22 protein-coding genes and 3 tRNA genes are annotated in these 24,664 nt (G+C 74.8%); 7 read left to right on the top strand and 18 right to left on the bottom strand.

All coding sequences use genetic code 11. The annotated features are described in order from the left end of the window. The first annotated feature begins 68 nt into the window (after positions 1-68). Positions 69-1,322: a pyridoxal phosphate-dependent aminotransferase gene (locus tag ACI79H_RS08095; RefSeq protein WP_456553868.1), complete on the top strand. Its 1,254-nt coding sequence runs from the start codon at positions 69-71 to the stop codon at positions 1,320-1,322. Between the two features lie 4 nt (positions 1,323-1,326). On the opposite strand, the gene ACI79H_RS08090 is transcribed toward ACI79H_RS08095, so the two are convergent. The 9 genes from ACI79H_RS08090 to ACI79H_RS08050 form a co-directional block, all read right to left on the bottom strand. Next, positions 1,327-2,748, bottom strand: coding sequence for a M1 family aminopeptidase (locus ACI79H_RS08090; RefSeq protein WP_456553867.1), 1,422 nt, complete (start codon positions 2,746-2,748; stop codon positions 1,327-1,329). Continuing rightward, complete coding sequence (locus ACI79H_RS08085) at positions 2,745-3,173, bottom strand: MaoC family dehydratase (protein WP_456553866.1); 429 nt, start codon at positions 3,171-3,173, stop codon at positions 2,745-2,747. The genes ACI79H_RS08090 and ACI79H_RS08085 overlap by 4 nt, the downstream gene beginning before the upstream one ends. After that, the gene (locus ACI79H_RS08080) at positions 3,170-3,610 is read right to left on the bottom strand and encodes an FAS1-like dehydratase domain-containing protein (protein WP_456553865.1); all 441 of its coding nucleotides are present in this window, start codon (positions 3,608-3,610) and stop codon (positions 3,170-3,172) included. The genes ACI79H_RS08085 and ACI79H_RS08080 overlap by 4 nt, the downstream gene beginning before the upstream one ends. A 30-nt stretch (positions 3,611-3,640) precedes the next feature. Beyond that, positions 3,641-3,805: a 50S ribosomal protein L33 gene (rpmG, locus tag ACI79H_RS08075; RefSeq protein WP_092194908.1), complete on the bottom strand. Its 165-nt coding sequence runs from the start codon at positions 3,803-3,805 to the stop codon at positions 3,641-3,643. A 105-nt stretch (positions 3,806-3,910) separates the two neighbouring features. Continuing rightward, a tRNA-Met gene (locus tag ACI79H_RS08070) sits at positions 3,911-3,984 on the bottom strand. A gap of 58 nt (positions 3,985-4,042) precedes the next feature. Continuing rightward, positions 4,043-4,115 (bottom strand) — tRNA-Thr (locus tag ACI79H_RS08065). Between the two features lie 71 nt (positions 4,116-4,186). Beyond that, positions 4,187-6,730, bottom strand: a complete 2,544-nt coding sequence (locus tag ACI79H_RS08060; protein ID WP_456553864.1) for a putative bifunctional diguanylate cyclase/phosphodiesterase — start codon at positions 6,728-6,730, stop codon at positions 4,187-4,189. Positions 6,731-7,192: 462 nt separating this feature from the next. After that, the gene (locus ACI79H_RS08055; protein ID WP_456553863.1) at positions 7,193-9,232 is read right to left on the bottom strand and encodes a hypothetical protein; all 2,040 of its coding nucleotides are present in this window, start codon (positions 9,230-9,232) and stop codon (positions 7,193-7,195) included. After that, positions 9,229-9,504: a hypothetical protein gene (locus tag ACI79H_RS08050; protein ID WP_456553862.1), complete on the bottom strand. Its 276-nt coding sequence runs from the start codon at positions 9,502-9,504 to the stop codon at positions 9,229-9,231. The genes ACI79H_RS08055 and ACI79H_RS08050 overlap by 4 nt, the downstream gene beginning before the upstream one ends. Positions 9,505-9,657: 153 nt before the next feature. Here ACI79H_RS08050 and ACI79H_RS08045 point away from each other — a divergent pair, with 153 nt between their 5' ends. Then, the gene (locus ACI79H_RS08045) at positions 9,658-10,089 is read left to right on the top strand and encodes a pilus assembly protein TadG-related protein (protein ID WP_456553861.1); all 432 of its coding nucleotides are present in this window, start codon (positions 9,658-9,660) and stop codon (positions 10,087-10,089) included. 48 nt (positions 10,090-10,137) lie between these two features. Here ACI79H_RS08045 and ACI79H_RS08040 read toward each other — a convergent pair. Continuing rightward, positions 10,138-10,219: transfer RNA gene (locus ACI79H_RS08040), tRNA-Tyr, on the bottom strand. 85 nt (positions 10,220-10,304) lie between these two features. Here ACI79H_RS08040 and ACI79H_RS08035 point away from each other — a divergent pair. Beyond that, positions 10,305-10,796 carry a YajQ family cyclic di-GMP-binding protein gene (locus ACI79H_RS08035; protein WP_456553860.1) on the top strand — a complete coding sequence of 164 codons (492 nt, stop codon included), beginning with the start codon at positions 10,305-10,307 and terminating at the stop codon, positions 10,794-10,796. A 48-nt stretch (positions 10,797-10,844) separates the two neighbouring features. Here ACI79H_RS08035 and ACI79H_RS08030 read toward each other — a convergent pair whose 3' ends face one another. Then, complete coding sequence (locus ACI79H_RS08030; protein WP_456553859.1) at positions 10,845-11,723, bottom strand: sigma-70 family RNA polymerase sigma factor; 879 nt, start codon at positions 11,721-11,723, stop codon at positions 10,845-10,847. A gap of 83 nt (positions 11,724-11,806) precedes the next feature. Here ACI79H_RS08030 and ACI79H_RS08025 point away from each other — a divergent pair, with 83 nt between their 5' ends. Further along, positions 11,807-12,196, top strand: coding sequence for a VOC family protein (locus ACI79H_RS08025; protein ID WP_456553858.1), 390 nt, complete (start codon positions 11,807-11,809; stop codon positions 12,194-12,196). A gap of 3 nt (positions 12,197-12,199) precedes the next feature. On the opposite strand, the gene htpX is transcribed toward ACI79H_RS08025, so the two are convergent. Beyond that, the gene (htpX, locus tag ACI79H_RS08020) at positions 12,200-13,078 is read right to left on the bottom strand and encodes a zinc metalloprotease HtpX (RefSeq protein ID WP_456553857.1); all 879 of its coding nucleotides are present in this window, start codon (positions 13,076-13,078) and stop codon (positions 12,200-12,202) included. Between the two features lie 163 nt (positions 13,079-13,241). Between htpX and ACI79H_RS08015 the strand changes: the two genes are divergently transcribed. Together ACI79H_RS08015 and ACI79H_RS08010 are read left to right on the top strand one after the other, a co-directional pair. After that, a complete protein-coding gene (locus ACI79H_RS08015; RefSeq protein WP_456553856.1) occupies positions 13,242-15,254 on the top strand; it encodes a 2-oxoacid:acceptor oxidoreductase subunit alpha in 2,013 nt (670 codons plus the stop codon). Beyond that, complete coding sequence (locus tag ACI79H_RS08010; RefSeq protein ID WP_456553855.1) at positions 15,251-16,351, top strand: 2-oxoacid:ferredoxin oxidoreductase subunit beta; 1,101 nt, start codon at positions 15,251-15,253, stop codon at positions 16,349-16,351. The genes ACI79H_RS08015 and ACI79H_RS08010 overlap by 4 nt, the downstream gene beginning before the upstream one ends. Before the next feature lie 30 nt (positions 16,352-16,381). Here the strand turns inward: ACI79H_RS08010 and pdxR are convergent, their stop codons facing one another. Then, positions 16,382-17,770 carry a MocR-like pyridoxine biosynthesis transcription factor PdxR gene (gene pdxR, locus ACI79H_RS08005; protein WP_456553854.1) on the bottom strand — a complete coding sequence of 463 codons (1,389 nt, stop codon included), beginning with the start codon at positions 17,768-17,770 and terminating at the stop codon, positions 16,382-16,384. A gap of 95 nt (positions 17,771-17,865) precedes the next feature. Between pdxR and ACI79H_RS08000 the strand changes: the two genes are divergently transcribed. Then, positions 17,866-18,534, top strand: coding sequence for a pyridoxamine 5'-phosphate oxidase family protein (locus ACI79H_RS08000; RefSeq protein ID WP_456553853.1), 669 nt, complete (start codon positions 17,866-17,868; stop codon positions 18,532-18,534). Between the two features lie 52 nt (positions 18,535-18,586). On the opposite strand, the gene ACI79H_RS07995 is transcribed toward ACI79H_RS08000, so the two are convergent. The 5 genes from ACI79H_RS07995 to ACI79H_RS07975 form a co-directional block, all read right to left on the bottom strand. Continuing rightward, a complete protein-coding gene (locus ACI79H_RS07995; protein WP_456553852.1) occupies positions 18,587-19,141 on the bottom strand; it encodes a hypothetical protein in 555 nt (184 codons plus the stop codon). Between the two features lie 119 nt (positions 19,142-19,260). Continuing rightward, positions 19,261-20,403: a PQQ-dependent sugar dehydrogenase gene (locus tag ACI79H_RS07990; RefSeq protein ID WP_456553851.1), complete on the bottom strand. Its 1,143-nt coding sequence runs from the start codon at positions 20,401-20,403 to the stop codon at positions 19,261-19,263. 12 nt (positions 20,404-20,415) lie between these two features. Next, the gene (locus ACI79H_RS07985; protein ID WP_456553850.1) at positions 20,416-21,471 is read right to left on the bottom strand and encodes a polyprenyl synthetase family protein; all 1,056 of its coding nucleotides are present in this window, start codon (positions 21,469-21,471) and stop codon (positions 20,416-20,418) included. Position 21,472: 1 nt separating this feature from the next. Continuing rightward, positions 21,473-23,032: an NADH-quinone oxidoreductase subunit NuoN gene (gene nuoN, locus ACI79H_RS07980; RefSeq protein WP_456553849.1), complete on the bottom strand. Its 1,560-nt coding sequence runs from the start codon at positions 23,030-23,032 to the stop codon at positions 21,473-21,475. Further along, complete coding sequence (locus ACI79H_RS07975) at positions 23,029-24,651, bottom strand: NADH-quinone oxidoreductase subunit M (RefSeq protein WP_456553848.1); 1,623 nt, start codon at positions 24,649-24,651, stop codon at positions 23,029-23,031. The genes nuoN and ACI79H_RS07975 overlap by 4 nt, the downstream gene beginning before the upstream one ends. Between the last annotated feature and the right edge of the window lie 13 nt (positions 24,652-24,664).

Raw genomic sequence — 24,664 nt, 5'->3', positions numbered from 1 at the left:
GCCAACGTCCCCGGACCGGCCGCGGGCGGCCCGCTCGCGAACCGCCGACCTTTGACACGATAGGGGCCATGACCACCGTGTCGCCGGAGTCGTCCGCCCCGTCCACCGAGCTGCCGCCCGCGCAGCGCCGCATCTCCCGCCGCATCGCCGGGATCGCCGAGTCGGCGACCCTGGCCGTCGACGCGAAGGCCAAGGCGCTCAAGGCGGCCGGCAAGCCGGTCATCGGCTTCGGTGCCGGCGAGCCGGACTTCCCGACGCCGGACTACATCGTCGAGGCCGCCGTCGCCGCGGCCCGGCAGCCGGCCATGCACCGGTACACCCCCGCCGGCGGGCTGCCCGCGCTCAAGGAGGCGATCGTCGCCAAGACGGCGCGCGACTCCGGCCTGCAGGTCACCGCGGGCCAGGTGCTGGTGACCAACGGCGGCAAGCAGGCCGTCTACGAGGCGCTGGCCACCATGCTCGACCCCGGCGACGAGGTGCTGCTCCCCGCCCCGTACTGGACCACCTACCCGGAGGCGATCCGGCTGGCCGGCGGCGTGCCTGTGCCGGTGGTCGCCGACGAGCAGAGCGGCTACCTGGTCTCGGCCGCCCAGCTCGAGGCGGCCCGCACCCCGCGCACCAAGCTGCTCCTGTTCTGCTCGCCCTCGAACCCGACCGGTGCGGTCTACCCCGCCGAGCAGGTCGAGGAGATCGGCCGTTGGGCGCTGGACGCCGGCCTGTGGGTGCTCACCGACGAGATCTACGAGCACCTGACCTACGGCGGGGCCACCGCCCCCTCCATGCCGGTCGTCGTGCCCGAGCTGGCCGACCGCTGCGTCGTGGTGAACGGCGTCGCCAAGACCTACGCGATGACCGGCTGGCGGGTGGGCTGGATCGTCGGCCCGGCCGACGTCGTCAAGGCGGCCACGAACCTGCAGTCGCACGCGACCTCGAACGTCGCGAACGTGTCGCAGGCCGCCGCGGTCGCCGCCCTGACCGGCGACCTGTCCGCCGTCGCCGCGATGCGCGAGGCCTTCGACCGCCGCCGGCAGCTGATCGTCTCGATGCTGCGCGAGATCCCGGGCGTCGCCTGCCCCGAGCCGCAGGGTGCCTTCTACGTGTACCCGTCGGTGAAGGGGCTGCTCGGCCGGTCGATCGGGGGCCGCACCGCGGGGTCCAGCGTCGAGCTCGCCGAGCTGGTCCTCGAGCAGGCCGAGGTGGCCGTCGTCCCCGGCGAGGCCTTCGGCACGCCGGGGTACCTGCGGATGTCCTACGCCCTGGGCGACGAGGACCTGGTCGAGGGCGTCAGCCGCATGCAGCGGCTGCTCACCACCTCCGCCTGACCGGTCAGCCGGCGTCCAGCGCGCCGGCCTCGACGAGCACCTCGCGGGCCTCCGGCAGGTCCGCGAGGGCCTCGGCGACGTCCTCCGGGGTGGCGACCGCCCACGCGGTGGCGGCGACGTAGCAGCGCACCGCCGCGTCGAACACGTCCGCGTCGGCGCGCTCGCGCGCCTCCAGCAGCGCCGCGCCGCCCTTGCCGTAGACGCGGGCGCCGTACTGCTGCTGGGTGCGGAAGGCGTCCATCGGGTCGCCGACGTCGCCCACGACCCCGAGGGCGGGCTCGAGGTCCCGCGCCGAGGAGCGGTTCACGACGGCCTCGGCCCACGTGGCGAAGGCCTCGTCCAGCCACGGGTCGCGGAACTGCGAGTTGCCCACCATCCCGTAGAACCACATGTGCGCGACCTCGTGCACCAGCACCTCGCGGCTCGGCGAGGCCTGCAGGATCGAGCTCGGGTACTCGATGCCGCCGCCGTAGTCGGGCAGCAGCGGCACGGTGAGCGTCCGGTACGGGAACGGGCCGAGGAACTCCTCGAGGTCCTCGATCGCCTCGGTCGTGGCCTCGAGGAGGTCCTGCGGCTCGGCGTCGACCCCGGGCGTGACCCCCACCGTGACCCGGACGCCGCCGGGCGTCGTGTCCTCGGCGGTGGCGAACCGGCCGACGGCGACGCTGACGTCCCGGGCCGCCGGCTCGGTGGAGGTCCAGGTGCGCCGGCCCTGGGCGTCGGGGGCGGTGGGCGCCGCCTGGTCGCCGGTCATGAGCACGGCGAGGTCGCCCGGCACGGAGACGCTGATCGTGGTGTCGGCTGCGGGGGTGGTGGTCGTCTCGCCCGAGACGGCGACGAACGGGTCGCGCGCCCAGCCCGTGCCCGGCTCCCAGGCCAGCAGCGGCGTGCCGCTGGCCCACCAGGTGACCTCCTCGGCGGCGCCGACGCGGTCGAAGCCGCCCGCGCCGATCGTGAGCGTGAAGTCCAGCGCCACCTCGGTGGTCTCCCCCGCCGCCAGCTGCTCGGCCAGCGCGACGACGTAGGCCCCGCCCGGCCCCTCGCCGCCCAGCGGCTCGTAGCCCGAGCCCTCGACGTCGTCGCCGCGGGCCGCGTCCACCACCAGGCGGGCACCGGTGGCCGCCAGCTCGGGGCCGTTGGGCACCAGCCGGAAGACCAGCTCGTCGACCGCCAGGTCGGGGGTGAAGCGCACCGTCTGGGTGCCGGTCACGGTGCGCAGGTCGTCGGACAGGCGCATGTCGAGCGCGATCTCCGGGCGGTCGGGATCGGGCTCGGCGCGCTCGGCGCAGGGGTCGGCAGCGGCCTGGGGGCCGGCGTCCGGCGTCGTCGCGGCGGGCGCGGTCAGCGTGCCGGCGAAGGACGTGCAGCCGGACAGCGCGAGGGCGGCGAGCCCGATGAGCGCGGCGACCCGCCGCGGTGCCCTCATCCGAGGCGGACGACGGCGCGGGCCAGCGACAGGACCTTCTCGCCGCCGCTGAGCACGCTGAGGTCGACCCGCACGCGCCCCTCGTCGAGCAGCGCGCCGACGGTGCCGCGCACGGTCAGCTCGGCACCGGCGTCGTCGTCGGGGACGACGACGGGTCGGCCGAAGCGGACCTGGAACTCGACCAGCGCGGCGGGGTCGCCGGTCCAGGCGGTGACCGCGCGGCCGGCGAGCGCCATGGTGAGCATGCCGTGGGCGATGACCCCCGGCAGGCCGACCGACGTCGCCACCCGGTCGCTCCAGTGGATGGGGTTGTGGTCCCCCGAGGCGCCGGCGTAGCGGACCAGGTCGGCGCGGGTGAGGCGGAACTGCTGCTCGGGCAGCTCCGTGCCGACGGCCACGTCGGCGAGCCGGACGCCCCCGGTCACGCCCGCGCCACCAGCATCGACGTCGCGGTGCAGACCGCCTCGCCGTCCTCCGTGGCGAGGTCCACGCGGGCGGTGAGCAGGTCGTTGCCGGCGACGGTGCGGGCCGCGTCGATCGTCGTCGTCGCCACCAGCCGGTCCCCGGCCCGGACGGGCCGGTGGTGGGTGAAGCGCTGCTCGCCGTGGACGACGCGGTCGTAGTCGATGGCCACGTCGGGGTCCTGGAGGACGACCATGGCCGCCTCCAGGCTCACCACGATCGCAAAGGTCGGCGGGGCGATGACGTCGGGGTGCCCGGCGGCGCGGGCGGCCTCGACGTCGCGGTGCACCGGGGAGGGCTCGCCGACCGCGGTGGCGAACTCGGCGATCTTCGCGCGACCGACCTCGTAGACGGCAGAGGGCGGGTAGCTGCGCCCGACCAGTGCCCGGTCCAGCGCCATGCTCCCGCCCTCTCGCTCAGCCGCGGACCGTCAGCGGGTCTCGCGGTGCAGCGTGTGCTTGCGCTCGCGCGGGCAGTACTTCATCAGCTCGAGCCGGTCGGGGTCGTTACGCCGGTTCTTGCGGGTGATGTAGTTGCGGTTCTTGCACTCCTGGCAGGCCAGGGTGATCTTCGGGCGGATGTCGGTGGCTGCCACGGGGCGCTCCTAGCCTTGTCGTTGCCGGGCCCGGGTCCGGGCCCTGCTGCCGCGCCGGCCGGGCCGACGCGACGACGGACCCCGGGGTGCGGGGTCCGTCGGGAGTAGCGGTGACCGGACTTGAACCGGTGACACAGCGATTATGAGCCGCTTGCTCTACCAGGCTGAGCTACACCGCCGGGACGACCTGCGGCCTGGTCTGGCGACTGGACCGGAAGGTCGGCTTACGTGTTCCAGAGCCCCTTTACGGAATCGAACCGTAGACCTTCTCCTTACCATGGAGACGCTCTGCCGACTGAGCTAAAGGGGCGTGCTCGGGGAGCCGTCGAGAACTGTACCCGACGCCTCCGCGGCTCCCGCAGGGACCCGCCGGACCGGGGCTCAGCCGCGGACGAACAACCGGCGGTGGGCCGCGCCGGGCGTCGCCGTCCGGACGCCGGTGCGGGCCAGGAGCCAGTTCTCCAGCCGGTCGTCGGGCAGCGGCCGGCTGACCAGGAAGCCCTGCAGCTTGTCGCAGCCCATCTGGGTCAGCAGGTTGCGGGTCATCTCGTCCTCCACGCCCTCGGCCACCACGCGCAGGCCCAGGTTGTGCGCCAGCTCGATGATCGAGCGGGCGATGAACGCCTCCCCCTGGCTGGTCGACATGCCGAGCACGAAGGACTTGTCGATCTTGACCTCGTCGATCGGCAGCTGGCGCAGCTGGGAGAGCGAGGAGTAACCGGTGCCGAAGTCGTCCATGGACAGCCGCAGACCGAGGTCGTGCAGGTCGGCCAGCACGCTGCTGTCGCGGACGGAGTCGTCGACCACGCTGCCCTCGGTGAGCTCCAGCGTCAGCAGCTCGCCGGGGACGCCGTGCCGCTGCAGGGCGCCGCGCACGCGGGCGACCAGGTCGGGCTCGGTCAGGCAGTGCACGGACAGGTTGACCGCCACCGAGAGCGCGATGTCCTGGTCCAGCCAGCGCCGGCAGCGCGCCAGCGCCAGGTCCAGCACGTGGTCGGTGACCGCGCCGATCCGGCCGATCTGCTCGGCCAGGTGGATGAAGTCGTCCGGCGAGATCGACCCGTAGCGCGGGTGCGCCCAGCGCACCAGCGTCTCCACCGAGACGATGTCGGAGGTCTGCGCGTCGATGATCGGCTGGAAGACCACGCTGATCTGTCCGTCGGCCATCGCCTGCTCGATCTCGGTGCCCAGCTGCAGCCGGCGCAGGCTCTGCTGGTCCAGGACCGGGTGGTAGCTGGCCACGCCGCCGGAGTCGGACGCGGCGAGCAGCGCGACGTCGGCCCGCTGCATGAGCGTGCCGGAATCGGTGCCGTGCACCGGCGCCGAGGCGACGCCGATCGTCAGCGTGACCTCCAGGTCGAGGCCGGCCACGCGCACGCGGGTGGCGGCCGCCTCGCGCAACCGGCGGGCGGCGCGCTCGGTCGCCGCGAGCGAGAGCCCCGGGAGGAGGACGGCGAACCGCTCGCTCTCCATCCGGGCCAGCACCGCCTGCGGCGGGGCGTGCTCGCGCAGCAGGCCGGCGGTGACCATGAGCAGCTCGTCGCTGGCGGCGTGGCCCAGCGTGTCGGTCACCTCGGTGTAGTTCCCCAGCGCGGCGAGGATGAGCCCGGCCCGCCCGCCGGCCGGGTCGGCCGGGTCCGCGGCGAGCAGGGCGTCGATCTCGGCGGCCAGCCGCTGCCGGTTGGGCAGCCCGGTGAGCCGGTCGTGGTCGGCGTCGTAGCGGATCTGGGTGAGCAGCTGCTGGTGCCGGATGGCCGCGTTGACGTGCGTGAGCATCGAGTCCATCGCGGCGCGGTCGCTGTCGGCGAAGGAGACGACGTCGCTGCTGCGGTCGCAGATCTCGAGGTAACCGGGCTCGCCGGCCGCCGTCGCCAGCGGGGCGGCGAGCAGCTCGGACACCCCGCGGCGGGCGAGGCCGGCGGCCTCCTCGCCGTCGGCCCGGCCGGCGGAGACCAGGATCGGCCCGCCGGCGGCGGTGACCGCCCGGCGGAAGACGTCGTCGGGATCGCCCGGGCCGTCGTACCAGACGCCGCCGCTCTCGGTGGCCACCACCAGGCGGGGCGGCTCGTCCAGGTAGGCGGGCAGCCACATCGCCACCCGCTCGGCGTTGAGCAGCTCGCGCAGCGACCGGACGATCTGCATCGTGCCGGCCTCGTCGGCGACGACCTGCTCCACCTGCCGGGCGAAGCCGTAGACGCGCTCGAGGGACTGCCCCTCCCGCGTGACCGTGGCGAACCGCCGGTAGACCAGCACCAGCGCCGCGGCCAGCGGGGCGATCAGCAGCCAGGTCCAGGCCGTCGCGTCCACCAGCAGCAGGATCGACAGGCCGGCGAGGACGGCGACCGGGCCGACCAGTACGACCGGCGCGAACACACCCGTCCAGATCGAGCGGCCGGGGTTCCCGTGCATGGCCGTGATGGCGCCCATCACGAGCAGCGCGCCGACGACGTCGGCGGCGGCGATGGCCACCAGGTAGGACAGCCACGTGGCCGGCTCGGTGATGCCGCCGACGGGCAGGACCCCGAGCAGGGCGACGGCCACGCACACCTCGATGGTGGCGACCGCGACGTTGTAGGCGATCTTGGCCGCCGGCAGGTGCTGGACCGCGAGCACGAGCCCGACCGCGGCGACGCGCGCCACCGCCGTCCACACACCACCCAGCTCGACCAGGGCGATGACGAAGGCCAGCTCGCTGGCCGAGCAGTCGAAGCTGTGCCGGCGGATCTCGAAGTGCAGGGCGACCGACTCGGCGGCCACGAAGGCCAGGAAGACGACCAGGACCGTCAGCACGGACGCGGAGGCGCGCCCCCCGGGCAGCACGAGGAAGCTCAGCGGCACGGCAGCCGTCAGGGCGAGCCACGCGGGCGCCCAGACGCTGCGGAGCACCGGCGGCCGCTGCGGCGCGCGGGGATCGTGCTCGGCCACTGTCACCTGCGTTTCCCTGGGGAGATGGGCGCGCGAAGGCTAACAGCGGAGGACGCCGATCGACCCCGTCTCTGACCCCGACGGGTCAGAAGGTCGTGGCGGCCGCACGGATGACCCGGACGACCGCCGAACGACCGCGGGGCAGCCGGTCGACGACCGGCTGCCCCGCAGGGACTACGAGAGGGCCGGCGCGGGCCGGTTCCTCAGCGGTGGATCAGCAGCCCCACCGGAAGCCGCGACCCCACCGGAACCCACGCTGCGTGTTGCTGGCCATGACGTCTCCTCAAAGGCATGAATGACTGGTCTGCGGCAGTCACTTACGCGCGGGAACAGGGCGTCGTTCGGTACGGACCGCGCTGGGGACATTGCTGCCCGTCACTCGTCCGAGGCAAGCATCGAAGATCACGACAGAGTGACGATCATGAGTGTCGTGACTCTGCGTGCGCGGCGATCGACGCATCGTCAGTCTTTCGGGGGAACGGGCCCCTCGCGACGGTCCTCCACGATGTCGTCGACGATGTCCTGGACGGTGTCGCCGGTGCGGTCGAGGATGTCGGCGGACCGCCGCCGGCCGGGCAGCACGTCCCCCGCGAGCCCGCGCCAGTCGACCGGCGGTGACGCGGGCGGGTGCGGCGTCCCGAGCAGCGCCGCCACGTCCCGGTAGGCCTGCTCGGTCGCGGGCCCGCCGCCGGCCGCGCGGACGGCGTCCGCCGCCGTGAAGCGCCCGCCGCGGTCCACCGACTCGTCCCACGTCCCGTCGAGGTCGGCCAGGACCGCACCGACCGCCACCAGCGGGACCACCACCCGACCGCCCCCGGGCAGCAGCGACAGCGCCTCCTTGACCGTGTCGGTGAGGTGCATCCGCCGCTCGGCCTGCTCCTGCGCCGCGAACTCGTCCAGGGCGTGCTCGAGGCGCTGCCCGTACTCCCGCGCCGCCGTCCAGCCGGCGGTCACGACCGGAGCCGCCCCGGCCAGACCCCGGTCGAGCACGGCGGCCGCGGTCGGCTGGGCGCTGAGGTGACCGAGCCCCCGCAGCAGCGACCGCTGTCCCGGCGCCCCGTCCGCCGCCGCCTGCAGCGGCCGCACCACCACGTCGGGCCGGGCGGCCACCGCGCCGGCGAGGGCTGGTGCGATCGCCGCGGCCGTCGCCCGGTCGACCGTCCACGCGGCCGGGTCGCCGTCGTCCCCCAGCCCGGCGGCCAGCGCGCGCAGCCCCGAGCGCAGGGCGACGTCCGCGGCCGGCGCCGGGCCCCCGCCGGCGCGCTCGACCACCGCCCCGAGCGACGCACCGCCGTCGTCCCACGGACGGGCCAGCAGCAGCGACCAGGTCGGTTGCGCCCGGAGCAGGGTGGCGGCGGGCCCCGCCGCGTCCGCACGGGAGAGCCGCTCGAGCACCTCCTGCACCGGATCGCCCGGCCGCGCGTCGGACGGCGGCAGCCGCACCCGGTCCACGATCCGCTCGCCACCCGTGGCCCGCTCGCGGGCGATGATCTGCCGCCCCCACTCCCGGACGGTCGTCAGCGGCGGTCCGGGCGAGCGGTCAGCACGTGCCGCGGCCAGCACCACCCCCATGCCCAGCGCCACGAGGTCCGCATCGAGGGTGCGGAGCTCGCCGGGGTCGACGTGCCGGGCGTCGCGGACGCGGGCCACCGCGGCGGCGTGCGCGGGCGGTACCGGAGCGCCCAGCACGGCGGACAGCAGCCGGGCCGTGGCGCTGCGCTCGGACAGCTCACCCGCACCGAGCCGGCGCAGCACGTCGCGGAACCCGGCGGCGCCGAGCCCGGTGAGCACCCCCGCGGCGACCGCCTCCTCCCCCGACTGCGGGAGCAGCGCGCGGGCCGCCGCCTCCCCGGCCACGGCGTCGCCGGCCCGGAGGACGGCGGCCAGGTCGCGACCGCGCTGCTCCAGTTCCGCCTCGCCCCAGCCGGGGAGCAGCTCGGCGAGGTGCCGGCCGGTGTCCTCCGGGCCACCCGAGCCGCCGGCTCCCGCCAGGGGACCGCAGCCGTCCAGCAATGCCGCCGTCGCGGCGGCGTCCCGCGCGACCTCCTCCCGGATCGCGCCGGCGACGCGGCGCCGGGCGGACTCGGCTGCGTGCAGCGCCTCGAGGGCACCCGGCCCCCCGCCCGAGTCGGCCGGGTCGAGGACGCCGCCCAGCCGCGCCGCCGCCGCGCCGTAGTCCTCCTCCTGCGCCTGCCGCAGCCGGGCCAGCCGCCGGCGCGCGTCCGCGAGCCGGTCCGCGTGCAGCGCCAGGCGGGCGCCGGCGCGCACCTGCGCTCCGGCCGCCTCGCGCGCGAGACCGCCGGCCTGCCGCACCCGGTCGCGGGCCGCCGTCGCGTCCCGGCCGGCCCAGGAGGGCGCGGCGCCGGCGTCCCCGGACACCTGGTCCCCCAGCTCACCGAGGAGAGCCCCGGCACGTCCCAGCCGGCCCGCCAGGTCGTCGAGCGCGCGCGGGTCCCCCGGGGGCGGGTCGAGCGGCACGGGGTCGGGCAGCAGCCCGGTCACCGTGCCGGCCCGCCCGGCAGGAGCGCGGCGTCCAGGGCGACCCACGAATCGGCGACGCCGGTGACGGCCGCGCCGAGCGCGTCCAGCTCGGCCGCCAGCGCCGCGGCGAGGACGGCGTGGCCGTCGAGGAGCCGCGCCACCGCCGTCCCCATCGGGCCGTCGACGTCGCCGTCGTCGACCAGCCGGAGGCGCACCTCCTCGGCCGCGGCGGCCCGGCCGGCCAGCACGCGCCCGAGGTCGCGGACCTCCTCGACGGGCAGCTCGATGCTCACCGGCGCAGTGTGGCCGCGGGAGCCGACCGCGCGCGGCCGCCGTCCACAGGGCCGGCGGCGTCCTCGGGCCGCCACCCGATCGGGTGTCCACAGCGTCCACAGGTGCTGTCCACAGGTCGTGGACGACGGCCCGGTCCTCGTACGCTGCCCGGCGTGCGGGAGGGCGGGGGCGACGCGGAGCGGGGCTCGACGCTGCCCTTCGTGCTCGTCTGCTGGCTGGTCGCGGCGCTCATGACCTTCGGCGCGATCGCCGCCTCCGACGCCTTCCTGGAGCAGCAGGAGGTGCAGGCGGTGTGCGACGGCGCGGCCCTCGCGGCGGCGAACCGCGCCGACGAGGCCGCCGTCTACGCCGGCGGGATCGACGACCGGCTCCCCGTCACCCTGGCCACCGCGCAGGCAGCCGTCGCGGACCAGCTGACCGCGGGCGCCTCCGCGCTGGACGCGTGGTCGGCCGACACCGACGGCGCGGAGGTCACCGTCCGCTGCACCCGGTACGTCGACATCGCGTTCGGCTGGCTGTTCCTCGGCGGGCAGCAGCTCGAGCGCACCGCCACCGCCAGTGCGCGGGCCCCGACGCTGGGCTGAACGGCGGACGGCCCCCGACCGGGTGGTCGAGGGCCGTCCGTACCGGCGTGGCGGGTGAAGGATTCGAACCTTCGAAGGCTAAGCCGACGGATTTACAGTCCGCTCCCATTGGCCACTCGGGCAACCCGCCGTGCAGTGGTACCGGAGCAGAATACAAGACTGTGGTCGCGGATCTCGGAGCCCCGGGCCGCCACCGCACGAGGAGGGGAGTTCCCATGGCCGACGCGTCCTTCGACGTGGTCAGCAAGGTCGACCGGCAGGAGGTCGACAACGCCCTGAACCAGGCCGCCAAGGAGCTGTCGCAGCGCTTCGACTTCCGGGGCACGAACGCCACGATCGCCTGGGCCGGCGAGGAGGGCGTGTCCCTCCAGGCCGACACCGAGGAGCGGGTCTCCGCCGCCCTCGAGGTCTTCAAGGAGAAGCTGATCAAGCGGAACATCTCCCTGAAGGTGCTCGACGCCGACGAGCCCCAGTCCTCGGGCAAGACCTACAAGATCTCCGCCCGCATCAAGCAGGGCATCGAGTCCGACGTCGCTAAGAAGATCGCCAAGCTGATCCGCGACGAGGGCCCCAAGGGCGTGCAGGCCCAGATCCAGGGCGACCAGCTCCGGGTGAGCGGCAAGAAGCGCGACGACCTGCAGGCGGTGCAGCAGCTGCTCCGCGGCGCCGACCTCGACGTCGCGCTGCAGTTCGACAACTACCGCTGAGCCGCACGTCCCGGGAGCGTCGTCAGCCGCTCCCGGGACGGGGCCGGTCTAGGGCAGGCCGACGTCGAGCGCTTCCACGACCGCCGGGTCGGACACCACCTCGATCGCGGTGATGCGGCCCTCCCGCACGACGAACTCCAGCGCCGCCCGGACGTGACCGTCGGGGGTGAAGACGGCGCCGGGGGCGCCGTCGACGAACGCGGCCTGCGCGGCCTGCGCCCTGCCGAGGAACGCCCGGGCGACCTGCTCGCGGCCACGCAACCGCTCGACCCCGCCCAGCGCCGGGACGACGGTGTCGGCCCGCAGCACGACGTCGGGGTCCAGGACGGCCAGCAGCCCGCCGAGGTCCCCGCCGCGCGCGGCGGCCAGGAACGCACGCACCGCGCCCTCGCGCCGGCCCGAGTCCGTGGGGTCGCCCGCACCCGGGCCGACCTCGCGGACCCGGCGCCGGGCCCGGCTGGCCAGCTGGCGGGCGGCGTTGGTGCTGCGGCCGAGCACTGCTGCCACCTCGTCGAAGGGCACCGCGAAGAGGTCGTGCAGCACGAAGGCGAGCCGCTCCGGCGGCGTCAGGACGTCGAGCACGACGAGCAGCGCGAGGCCCACCGAGTCGGCCAGCACCGCCTCGCTCTCCGGATCGGGACCTCCGGCGGTCTCCACGACGTGCAGGTCCAGCGGCTCCTCACGGCGCGTGGCCCGGCGCCGGAGCACGTCCAGGCACACCCGCGCGACGACCGTCGTCAGCCAGCCGCCGAGGTTGTCGATCCCGTCGGCGCCGTTCCGGTGCAGGCGCAGCCACGCCTCCTGCACCGCGTCCTGCGCCTCGCCCCCGGGACCCAGGAGCCGGTGCGCGACCGCCAGCAGGTGCGCGCGGTGCGCCTCGAACTCCTCGGCCAGGAGCCGGCCCTGCGCTCCGGCCTCTCCGCTCACGCGTCACATCCTCCCGCCGACACCCGTCACCCCGATGACGTCGCGGACCGCCGCGACGTGACGGCAGCAGAGGAGGCACCACCGTGAACGCACCCGCACGAGAGCTCGGCAGCGTCCGCTACCTGGTCGACGACGTGGGCGCCGCCGTCGCCTTCTACGGCGACCTGCTCGGCTTCGAGGTGGGCTTCGACGCCCGCCCCGCCGTCGCCGAGCTGGTGCGCGGCTCGCTGCGCCTGCTGGTCAGCGGCCCGGTCAGCTCGGCCGGGCGGCCGATGCCCGACGGCCGGGTCCCGGCCCCGGGTGGCTGGAACCGCATCCACCTGGTCGTGGACGACATCGACGCCGAGGTGGACCGGCTGGCCGCGGCCGGCGTCCCGTTCCGCAACGAGGTCCTCGACGGCCCCGGCGGGCGGCAGGTGCTGGTCGAGGACCCCTGCGGGAACCCGGTCGAGCTGTTCCAGCCCGCGCGCTGACGGTCAGCGCTGGCCGAGGTCGCGGGCCATCTGCTCGAGGCGGGCGATCCGCTCGGGCATCGGCGGGTGCGAGGCGAACATCGAGGCCATGCCCTGCCCCCGGAACGGGTTGGCGATCATGAGGTGGCTCTGGGTCACCAGCCGGTCGTCCTGGGGCAGCGGCAGCCGGCCGGCGCCCCGCTCGATCTTGGCCAGCGCCGAGGCCAGCGCCAGCGGGTCCTGGGACAGCTCCGCCCCGGTCGCGTCGGCCTGGAACTCGCGGCTCCGGCTGACCGCCATCTGCACCAGGCCGGCCGCCAGCGGGCCGAGGAAGACCAGCAGCAGCCCGCCGAGCGCGTTGCCGCCGCCCCGGTCGTCGCCGCCGCGGCCGCCGAAGAGCGAGGCGAACATCGCCATGTGCGCCAGGTACGTGACCACCGTGGCCATCGCGCCGGCGACCGAGCTGATCAGGATGTCGCGGTTGTAGACGTGCGAGAGCTCGTGGGCCAGGACGCCGCGCAGCTCGCGCCGGTCGAGCAGCTCGAGGATGCCCTGGGTCACGCAGACCGCGGCGTTGCGCGGGTTGCGGCCGGTGGCGAAGGCGTTGGGCTGGTCGGTCGGGCTGACGTAGAGCCGCGGCATCGGCTGCCGCGCCTCGGTCGCCAGCTCGCGCACCATCGCGTACAGCTGCGGCGCCTGGGTCTCGGTGACCGGGAAGGCGCGCATGGCCCGCAGCGCCAGCTTGTCCGAGTTGAAGTAGGCGTAGCCGTTGACCCCGAGGGCGATCACGAGGGCGACGAGGAGCCCGCCGCGGCCGCCGATCAGCGCACCGGCGGCCAGGATGAGCCCGCCCATGAGCCCGAGCAGGACGGCGGTCTTGAGTCCGTTGTTCCAGCGCTGCACGACCTGCCCAACGGTGCCGCGGGGAGAGCCGTTCCCGCGCCCGACGGGAGGAATGCGCAGCCCGCCGGGGTGGTTGTCGACCCAGAATGTGGAACCGCCTTCGGGTATCCGTACCCCGCACGGTTCCGCGCACGTAACCTCGGCCGGTGGAGGTACACCACTGATGACTGCCAGCACCCCGCCGACCAACGGCGCGCCCCTCGACGACGTGCACGCCCCGGTCGCCACCTCGGCCCCCGGCGGCCTGGTGAAGAGCGTGGTCGAGCTCGACCGCGTCGTGATCCGGTTGGCCGGTGACTCCGGCGACGGCATGCAGCTGACCGGCAACCGGTTCACCAGCGAGACGGCGTCCTTCGGGAACGACCTGTCGACGCTGCCGAACTTCCCCGCCGAGATCCGGGCGCCCACGGGGACCCTGCCGGGCGTCTCGTCCTTCCAGCTGCACTTCGCCGACCACGACATCATGACCCCCGGGGACGCCCCCGACGTCCTGGTGGCGATGAACCCGGCGGCGCTGAAGTCGAACCTGTCCGACCTGCCCGGCGGCGGCCTGCTCATCCTGGACTCCGACGAGTTCACCCCCCGGAACCTGGCGAAGGTCGGCTACGCGACCAACCCGCTCGAGGACGGCTCGCTCGAGGGCTGGCAGACCGTGCCGGTGCCGCTGACCTCGATGACGCTCGACGCGCTCGCCGACTCCGGCCTCGGCAAGAAGGAGGCCGAGCGCAGCAAGAACATGTTCACGCTCGGCCTGCTCAGCTGGATGTACCACCGCCCCACCGAGGGCACGGTGCGCTTCCTCGAGCGCCAGTTCCGCCGCAAGCCCGAGATCGCCGCGGCCAACATCGCCGCGTTCCGGGCGGGCTACAACTACGGCGAGACCACCGAGGCCTTCGCCGTCTCGTACGAGATCAAGCCGGCGCCGATGGCGGCGGGCGTGTACCGCAACATCTCGGGCAACCAGGCGTTGGCGCTGGGCATCGTGGCGGCGGGGCAGCGCTCGGGCCTCCCGGTCTTCCTGGGCGCGTACCCGATCACCCCGGCGTCGGACATCCTCCACGAGCTGTCCAAGCACAAGGCCTTCGGCGTCCGCACCTTCCAGGCCGAGGACGAGATCGCCGGCATCGGGGCGGCGCTCGGCGCCTCCTTCGGCGGCGCGCTGGGCGTGACGACGACGTCCGGGCCCGGGGTGGCCCTCAAGGCCGAGACCATCGGCCTGGCGGTCATGACCGAGCTCCCGCTGCTCATCGTCGACGTGCAGCGTGGCGGCCCCTCGACCGGCCTGCCCACGAAGACCGAGCAGTCGGACCTGCTGCAGGCGATGTTCGGCCGCAACGGCGAGGCGCCGCTGCCGGTCGTCGCGCCCCGCTCGCCCGGCGACTGCTTCGACGCCGCGGTGGAGGCCACGCGCATCGCGCTGACCTACCGCACGCCGGTCATGCTGCTCTCGGACGGCTACCTGGCCAACGGGGCCGAGCCGTGGGCGGTGCCCTCGGCCGACTCCCTGCCGGACCTCTCGGGCACGGTCGGTTTCGCCACCGGCCCGAACGCCGCGTCCACCGACGGCACCCCGGAGTTCCACCCCTACCAGCGCGACCCGGAGACCCTGGCGCGCGCGTGGGCGGTGCCGGGGACCGCGGGGCTGCAGCACCGCATCGGCGGGCTGGAGAAGGCCGACGGCAACGGCAACATCTCGTACGACCCGGCGAACCACGACTTCATGGTCCGCACCCGGCAGGCCAAGATCGACGGCATCGCGGCCTCCATCGGCCCGACCGACGTCGAGGACCCGGACGGCGACGCGTCGGTCGCCGTGATCGGCTGGGGCTCGACCTACGGGCCGATCGGTGCCGCCTGCCGGCGGATCCGGGCCTCGGGCCGCAAGGTGGCGCAGATCCACCTGCGGCACATCAACCCGTTCCCGGCCGACCTCGGCGAGGTCCTGGCCCGGTACGACCGGGTCGTCTGCCCGGAGATGAACCTGGGGCAGCTCGCCCTGCTGCTGCGCGCGAAGTACCTGGTCGACGTGCAGAGCCACACCCAGGTGAGCGGGATGCCCTTCCGCTCCGCCGAGCTCGCCGCGGTGATCCAGGACGCCATCGACACCGGCAGCACCGACACCACCAGCACCGACGCGGCACCGAACGGCGCCGCAGTGAACGGAGCCATGCAGTGACCACGCTGGACACGCACGTGCACGACCTCGGGATGCCGGGGAACCCGATCTCGGCCGCCGTCGCCACCTCGGTGGAGCTGTCGGGCGAGAAGAAGACCGACCTCAAGGCGAAGGACCTCAAGACCGACCAGGAGGTGCGCTGGTGCCCCGGGTGCGGTGACTACGTCATCCTCAACGCGGTCCAGAGCTTCCTGCCCAGCCTCGGCATCGCGCGCGAGGACATGGTGATCATCTCGGGGATCGGCTGCTCGTCGCGGTTCCCGTACTACATGAACACCTACGGCATGCACTCGATCCACGGGCGCGCCCCGGCGATCGCGACCGGCCTGGCCGCCTCGCGGCCGGACCTGTCGGTGTGGGTGGTCACCGGTGACGGCGACTCGCTGTCCATCGGTGGAAACCACCTCATCCACGCGCTGCGCCGCAACGTGAACATGACGATCCTGCTGTTCAACAACCGGATCTACGGGCTGACCAAGGGCCAGTACTCCCCCACCTCCGAGGTCGGGAAGGTCACCAAGTCCACGCCGATGGGCTCGCTGGACCACCCGTTCAACCCGATCTCGCTGGCCCTGGGCGCCGACGCCACCTTCGTCGGCCGCGCCATGGACTCCGACCGCAAGGGGCTCACCGACGTGCTGCGCCAGGCGGCGGAGCACAAGGGGACGTCGCTGGTCGAGATCTACCAGAACTGCAACATCTTCAACGACGGCGCCTTCGAGCTGCTCAAGGACCCGACCACCGGCACCCAGTGGTCGATCCCCCTCGAGCACGGCAAGCCGCTGGTCTTCGGTCCCGACGGTGCCGCCTGCGTGGTGCGCGACGACTTCGGTGGCCTGCGGATCGCCGAGACCAACCAGGTCGACGCCGCCGACATCGTGGTGCACGACGCGCAGCGGGAGAACCCGGCGTACGCGTTCGCGCTGTCGCGGCTGTCCTCGCAGGACCTGCGCTACACGCCCATGGGCGTGTTCCGCTCGGTGGAGAAGCCGACGTACGACGGGATGATGACCGAGCAGCTCGACACCGCCCGGGTGCAGCAGACCGCCGACCTGGACTCCCTCCTCGGTGGCGGCGACACCTGGACCGTCGGGTAGGGGAACACCGCGTCCCCGCGGGCCCGTCTCCTACCGGGAGGCGGGCCCGCGGTGCGTCCGGAGCAGGTCGGTGAGCACCGGGAGCGCCTCGTCGAGCTCCTCCCGGCGCGGCGCGGCGAACCCCAGCACCAGCCCTGCCCGCCGGCCGGGGACGTCGCCCTGGTGGTGCCGGCCGAGCCCGTCCAGCGCCAGACCCCGGCCCGCCCCGGCGGCCAGCACCGCCCGCTCGACCGCGACGTCCGGCAGCGGCACCACCACGTGCGCGCCCGCCGGATCGCCGTCGGCGGCGTGCCCCGCGGCGTGCACGGCGGCGCGGACGCGCTCCCGCCGGCCGGCCATCTCCCGGCGCAACCGGCGCAGGTGGCGAGCCAGGTCACCGGAGCCGGCGAGCGCGGTGAGCACCCGCTGCCCGGCGCGCGCCGGTCGGACGGCGGTCGCGGTCCGGCGGGCCACCAGCTCGGCGCGCAGCGACGCCGGGGCGACCAGCCAGCCCACGCCCAGGGTCGGGGTGAGGATCTTGCTGGTGGTGCCCAGGTGCACCACGACGTCCGGGCCCAGCGCACCGAGCAGCGGGAGCGGGGCGACGTCGAAGCGCAGTTCCCCGTCGTAGTCGTCCTCCAGCACCCACCAGCCCTCGGTGCGGGCGCGGGTGACCAGCTCCAGCCGGCGCGCGGCGGTCATCCGGCGGCCGGTCGGGAACTGGTGCGCCGGCGTGCAGTACACCGCCGCGAGCCCGCCCGGCAGGGCGTCGACGACCAGGCCGTCCTCGTCGACCGGCACGGGGACGACCTCGAGGCCCGCCTCGCGCAGCGCGGCCACCGCCCGCGAGTAGCCGGGGTCCTCCACGGCCACGCGGCTGCCCCCGGGCAGGAGGCGGGCCACCTCGGCCACCGCCGCCGAGGTGCCGCCCGTCGCGAGCACGTCGTCGGGCCCGGCCACCAGGCCGCGGTGCCGCAGCAGGTGGTCGGCGACGGCCAGCCGGAAGCCCGGGTCACCGGCGGGGTCCGGGCGGGCGTCGGGGGCCAGGTCGCCCGCCGCCCGCCAGGCCCGCCGCCACGCCGCCCGGTCCAGCACCTCCAAGCACGGCGACCCGGCGCGCAGGTCCACGAGCTCGGCCGGTGGGGCGTCCGCCGACGGGCGGGGTCCCGGGGCCGCCGGGGACGACGGCACGGCGCCCAGCACGAAGGTGCCCACCCCGCGGCGTCCGCCGGCCCACCCCTCGGCGAGCAGCTGGTCGTAGGCGGCGCTGGTGACGGTGCGGCTCACCCGCAGCGCCGCGGCCAGCTCGCGGGTGGAGGGCAGCCGGTCGCCGGGGCGGAGCACGCCACCGGCGGCGGCCGCGCGCAGCGCGTCGGCGAGCTGGGCGGCGAGCGGGGTGCCCGAGCCGCGGTCCAGCACGACGGGCGGGATGCCGGTCACGGTCCTCCTCCGTCGGGGTCGCACGCTCGGTGGCCTGCTGGAACGCTAGCGGATTGGCTGTTCCGGGAGGCCACCGAGGACCGCACGATGGGCGCATGCCGAGCACCGCACCCCTGTCCCCCACCGACCGGAGCACCGTCCGCCGGGGTGCCAGGCGCGCCCGCACCGACCGGGCCGACCTGTACGCGGTGCTCGACGCCGGGCTGGTCGGGCACCTCGCGGTGGTCCTGGACGGGGCGCCGGTGGTGCTGCCCACCGGGTACGGCCGGGACGGGGACACGCTCTACCTGCACGGCTCCACCGGCGCGGCGACGCTGCGCGCGGCGACCGGGGGCCCGGTGTGCTTCACCGTGACGCACCTCGACGGCGTGGTCTACGCCCGGTCGGCGTTCCACCACTCGGTCAACTACCGGTGCGCGGTGGTGCACGGGACGCCCCGGGCGGTGACCGACCCGGACGAGAAGCTGCTCGGGCTCGAGGTGCTGACCGAGCAGCTCGCCCCCGGCTCCTGGGCGGCGACCCGGCTGCCCGACCGCCGGGAGCTCGCGGCGACGGCGGTGCTCGCGCTCGACCTCGCGGAGGCCAGCGTCAAGATCCGCACCGGCCCGCCCGGGGACGACGAGCGCGACCTGGCCGCTCCGGTGTGGGCCGGGGTCCTCCCGGTGACCACGGTGCTCGGCGAGCCGCAGCCGTGCCCGCTCCTGCCCGAGGGGACCTCCGTCCCCGCACGGGTGGCCGGCCGCACGGCCCCCGCCGCGCCGTGAGCACGCGGCGAGGGCCCGCCCCTGCCGGGACGGGCCCTCGCGACGACCGTCCTCAGCGCCGGCCGGCGCCGACCACCTGGACCCACGTGTTCTTCGAGGCCAGCAGTCCGCCGGGCTCCTCGCCGGCGACCAGGCAGAACTGCAGCCACGCCTTGCCGTTCTTCAGGTAGCCGAGCGGCCGGGTGGGCGGCGGCGGAGGCACCTGCGGGTCGGCGAAGTCGCCGGGGTAGTTCGCGACGGGGTGCCGTCCGAGGGTGACGAGCTTGGTCTGCCAGCGGCCGTTGCAGGTCACCGCGACGTCCTGGGAGATGTTCGTGTCGTACCAGGCGTCGACGGTCGTGCTGCTGCCCTCGACCGTGGGGTTGGGGCCGCCCTGCTTCACCGACACCCACAGGTGGATCGGCTCGCCGCCCCAGCAGCGGTAGGTGCCGAGCACCTGCACGCTGTCGGCCTTCCACGGCGTCGTCCAGGCGATCGGCGTGACGAAGCCGATCTCCGGGGCGCGTGGCGGAGCCGGTGCCGTCGGCGCCGCGGAGGCACTGGACAGGCCGGTCAGGGACACGGCCAGTGCGGCGAGGACGACGAGCAGTGCGCGGATGCGGCGCATGGAGAACCCCCAGGTCGAGCCCGCGACGGGGCGGGCGAGCGAGTCAGCAGGCGAGACCCTGGCGGCCGCGGCGCATCCCCGGGCAGCTGTCGCGCGCCGCTCGCGCACGCCGGACGAGGTCAGGCGCGAGGCGTCACCCGGAGTAGCGAGTCCCCGCCGTCTCCGTTGTCGGTGGTGACGTACAGCAGGCCGTCGGTCCCCTGGCGCACCGACCGGATGCGGCCGTACCCCTCGAGCTCCGGCACCCGGAACTCCTCGACGACCTCCCCGGCGTCGTCCAGCCGGAGGGCCAGGACGCCCTGGCCCTTGAGCAGCGCCACGAGCAGCAGGCCGTCGAAGCCGCTCCAGCCATCCCCGTCGAGGAAGGTGGCCCCGCTGGTGGCCAGCGTCGGGGTACCCGAGGACCACACGGCCGGGACGGCGCCGGGGATGCCCGCATCGGTCATCGGCACGCTCTCGTCGTAGGACCCGCCACCGTCGGGGTCCCACCCGTAGTTGCCGCCGGCCCGCAGCAGGTTCACCTCGTCGTCGCGGTCGGGGCCGTGCTCGACGGCGAACACCTGCTCCCCGCCGGGCCGCACGGCCAGGCCCTGCACGTTGCGGTGCCCGAGCGTCCACACCTCGGGGGCACCGGTGGCCGCATCCACCCGGAGCACCTTGCCGCCGAGGGAGTCCGGGTCCTGCGGCACGGACCCGTCGGCGGTGTCGCCGGTACCGACCAGCAGGGCACCGTCGGGGGCGAACAGCAGCCGGCACCCGCCGTGCCGGCCGGACGACTCGTTCAGCGGCAGTCCCCCCACCAGGGGGTCGGCGACCCGCTCGGCCGCCGACCAGTCGGGCGCCACCGTCCATGCCACGACCTGGATGGCGCCCGCGTCGTCGCCCTGGCAGCTGTACAGCCGGCGGTTGTCCTCGAAGGCCGGGTCGAGCGCGAGCCCCATGAGCCCGGTCTCCCCGTCGACGAACAGGTCGTCGAGGTCGGCCCGCACCCCGCGCACGGCCCCGTCGGGCAGGACGGCGGTGAAGCCCCCGGCGCGCTCGTCGACCAGCAGCGTGCCGTCGGGCGCCTGGACGACGTCCCAGGGGTTGTCGAGACCGTCCACGACCACCTCCACCTGCAGGGCGGCCGACCCCTCCGGCGCAGTGGCCGGGGGCGGCGGGGCGTCGTCGTCCGGCGAGGCCTGGCAGCCGGTCACGAGCAGCAGCACCATCACGGCCCCCGTGCAGGGGCCCGCCGCGAGCCTGCGAGCGGTGGGGGGCACGGGGGTCCTTCCTCAGCTGGTGCGGGTCACCACGTAGTCGCACAGCGCGGACAGCGCCTCGCGGACCTCGCCCTCCGGGACGGCGACCAGCCGGGCGCGGGCCCGCTCGGCGTACTCGCGCGTGACGCCGGCGGCCCGCTGCAGCGACCGGGACGAGCGGAGCAGCTCGAGCGCCTCGGCGTGCTCGGCGTCGTCGGTGACCGGGGCGGCGACGAGCTCGCGCAGCCGCGCCTCGGCGGGGTCGTCACCGGCGAGGGCGAACAGCGCCGGGAGGGTGGCGATGCCCTCGCGCAGGTCGGTGCCCGGACGCTTCCCGGAGGCGCCCTCGACGCTGACGATGTCGATGAGGTCGTCGGAGAGCTGGAAGGCCACACCCACCTCCTCGCCGAAGGCGGTGAGCTCCTCCACCAGGCCGGCGTCGACGCCGGCGAAGGAGGCGCCGAAGCGCACCGACGTCGCGACCAGCGAGCCGGTCTTGTCCGCCAGCACCTCGAGGTAGTGGTCGACCGGGTCGTCGCCGGGCTGCGCGCCGACGGTCTCGCGGATCTGCCCGGTGACCAGCCGCTCGAAGGTGCGCGCCTGGATGCGGACCGCCTCGGGGCCGAGGTCGGCCAGCAGGTCCGAGGCCCGCGCGAAGAGCAGGTCCCCGGTGAGGATGGCGATGCTGTTGCTCCACCGGCTGTTGGCGCTGGGGGCCCCGCGCCGCACGGACGCCTCATCCATGACGTCGTCGTGGTAGAGCGTCGCGAGGTGGGTGAGCTCGCAGACCACCGCGGCGGAGGTGACCTCGGGCCGGCGGGCGTCGCCCAGCTGGGCGGCCAGCAGCGCGAGCATCGGCCGGAACCGCTTGCCGCCGGCTGCCATGAGGTGGCCCGCCGCCTCGCGCACGAACGGGTGCTCGCTGCCGACCGACGCGGTGAGCGACTGCTCCACCCTCGCCAGCCCCTCGGCCAGCGCCGCGCCGAGGGCGCCCTCGGGCAACCAGGGACCCATCGTGGAGGCCGGCGTGGAGATCCGGTGCCAGACCTCGGTGGGGGTGCCGTCGGCTGCGGCACGGGCTCCGGTCATATCAACCGACGAATCTAGCCGCCTCCCCGGCCAGGTCGAGCACCGCCCCGGGCACGATGCCCAGCGCGAGCGTGGCGGTGGCCGTCACGGCCAGCACGATGGTCGTCGGCACGCCGGGGACGCCCACCGTCGGGCCGTCCACCGCCGGCGGCGAGAAGTACATGAGCACGATGACCCGCAGGTAGAAGAACGCGGCCACGGCGCTGGCCAGCACCGCCACCAGCACGAGCGGCCAGGCGCCCTGCTCGACGGCGGCGCGGAACACCGCGAACTTGCCCGTGAAGCCCGCGGTGAGCGGGATGCCGGCCAGGGCCAGCAGGAACAGCGCCATCACCGCCGCGGTGAGCGGGGAGCGGCCGGCCAGCCCCGCCCACTGCGACAGGTGCCCGGCCTCGCCGTCGCCGTCGCGCACCAGGGTGAGGACGGCGAAGGCGCCGAGCGTGGTCAGCCCGTAGGTGAGCAGGTAGAACATCGTGGCCTCGAGGCCCGAGCCGCTGCCGTCCGCGCCCAGGCCGAGCACGCCGGTGAGGAGGAACCCGGCGTGCGCGATCGAGGAGTAGGCGAGCATCCGCTTGAGGTCGGTCTGGGTGAGACCCAGGACCGCGCCGACGACCATCGACACGATGGCCACCCCGTAGACCAGCGGCCGCCAGGTCCACTCCTCGTTGCCGAAGGCGACGTAGAGCAGCCGCAGGATCGCGCCGAACGCGGCGACCTTGGTGCAGGCGGCCATGAAGGCGGTGACCGGCGTCGGGGCGCCCTGGTAGACGTCCGGCGTCCAGCTGTGGAACGGGGCGACGCTGGCCTTGAACAGCAGCCCCACGACCAGCAGCGCCAGGCCGAGCACGAGCAGCAGGTCGCTGCCGCCCTCGGCTGCGGCCTCGCGGATCTCGCCCAGCCGGATCGTGCCGGTGGCGCCGTAGACCAGCGCGAGCCCGTACAGGAAGAACGCCGAGGCGAACGCCCCCAGCAGGAAGTACTTGACCGCCGCCTCCTGCGACAGCAGCCGGCGGCGCCGGGCCAGGCCGCTGATCAGGTAGAGCGGCAGGCTGAGCACCTCGAGCGCCACGAACATGATCAGCAGGTCGTTGGCGGTGACGAAGACCATCATGCCGCCGACGGCGAACAGGGCCAGCGGGTAGACCTCGGTCTGCACGCGCTGGGCCGTGGCCAGCTCGCGGTCCCGCGGGGTGCCGGCCGGGACGGCGGCCGAGGCGACGAAGGACGACCGCGCGGGGTCCAGCGAGCGCTCGGCGAACAGCAGCACCGCGAGGACGGCGAGCCCGGCGATGGTGGCCTGCAGGAACAACCCGGCGCCGTCGACGGCGAGCGCGCCGTCCGCGGTGACCTCCGCGTCCTCGCCGGTGACGTCGCGGGCGGCGGCGAGCCAGATCGTGGCCGCGAGCCCGCCGAGGGTGCCGGCCAGCGCGACGCCGACCTGGACGCGGTGCCGGACGTCGCGGGGCACGAAGGCCTCGACCAGGACGCCGGCGCAGGCCGCCCCGAAGACGAGCAGCAGGGGCGCCAGGGCCGCCCAGGAGAGGTCCGGGGCCTCGATCATCGGGTGCCTCCGAGGTCGTCCAGGGTGGCGGTGACCGCCGGCTCGATGAAGTCCAGCAGCAGCTGCGGTTGCACGCCGAGGACGATGATCAGCACGACCAGCGGGGCGGCCACCGCGATCTCCCGGACGCCGAGGTCGCGGAAGCGCACGGCCGCCGGTGCCGGTGCGGTGAGGACGGCGGTGGCGCCCGGCGCGGCGGGCTCGTCCGCCCCCGGTCCGTGCGCGGCGGCGTCGGCCGGCGGCGCGACCACGCCGCGCGCCGGGCCGTGCATCGTGCGCTGGTACATCAGGAGGATGTACAGCGCGGCCAGGATGATGCCGACCGTGGCCACGATGGTGTGCACCGGCCGCTCGGGGAACGAGCCGATCAGCACCAGGAACTCGCTGACGAAGCTGTTGGTGCCCGGCAGCGCCAGGGAGGCGAGGCCGGCGACCAGGAACACCGCGGCCAGCTTGGGCGCCTGGGCGGCCACCCCGCCGTAGTCGCCGATGTGCCGGGACCCGCCACGGGCGATGAGCATGCCGACGACGAGGAACAGCAGGCCGGTCGCGATGCCGTGGTTGACCATGTACAGCACCGCTCCGGTGGCCGCCTCGGTGGTGAAGGCGAAGATGCCCAGCGCGATGAAGCCGAAGTGCGAGATCGAGGTGTAGGCCACCAGCCGCTTCATGTCGCTCTGCCCCATGGCCAGCAGCGCGGCGTAGAGGACGCCGACCACGGCCAGCACCAGGACCAGCGGCGCGAAGTAGCGCGAGGCGTCGGGGAACAGCGGCAGGCAGTAGCGCAGGAAGCCGAAGGTGCCCACCTTGTCCAGGACGCCGACCAGGAGCACCGCCCCGCCGATCGGCGCCTCCGCGGCGGAGTCGGGCAGCCAGGTGTGCAGCGGGACCAGCGGCGCCTTGATCGCGAAGGCGACGAAGAAGCCGAGGAAGAGCAGCTTCTGCACGCCGGGGTCGATCTCGATCTGGCGGAGCGCGTCGAAGGCGAAGGTGCCCTCGCCGAGCTCGCTGCTGCTCACCACGTACAGCCCGATGACGGCGGCCAGCATGACCAGCCCGCCGACCAGGCTGTACAGGAAGAACTTCACCGCGGCGTACTGCCGGCGCGGCCCGCCGAAGCTGCCGATCAGGAAGTACATCGGGACGAGCATCGCCTCGAAGAAGACGTAGAACAGGAAGACGTCGGTCGCGGCGAAGACGCCGACCATCATCGCCTCGAGCAGCAGCAGCCAGGCGAAGAAGAAGCGCATCGAGCGCGGCTGCTCCCCCTCGGCCGGCACGGTGTCGGTGCCGGGGGCGCGGTCGTCCCAGGAGGCGCCGACGACCAGCGGGACCAGCAGGCCGATGAGCAGCAGCATCACGATCGCGATGCCGTCGACGCCGAGGGCGAAGTCGACGCCGAAGTCGGGGATCCACGCCACCGACGTCGTCAGCTGGAATCGCTCACCGCCGGTGTCGAAGGCGACGGCGGCCAGCACGGCGAGCACCAGGACGACCAGGCTCACGCCCAGCGCGAGCTGCTTGGCCAGCAGCTCGCGGCCCCTGGGCAGGGCGGCCACCACCGCCGCCCCGACCGCCGGCACGGCGATCATCGCGACGAGCCAGGGGAAGTCGGTCACAGGTCGTCCTCTC

The organism is Blastococcus sp. SYSU D01042, assembly GCF_054050515.1.
The sequence above is the reverse complement of the archived record's forward strand: the minus strand, read 5'-3'. Positions and strand labels throughout refer to the sequence as shown.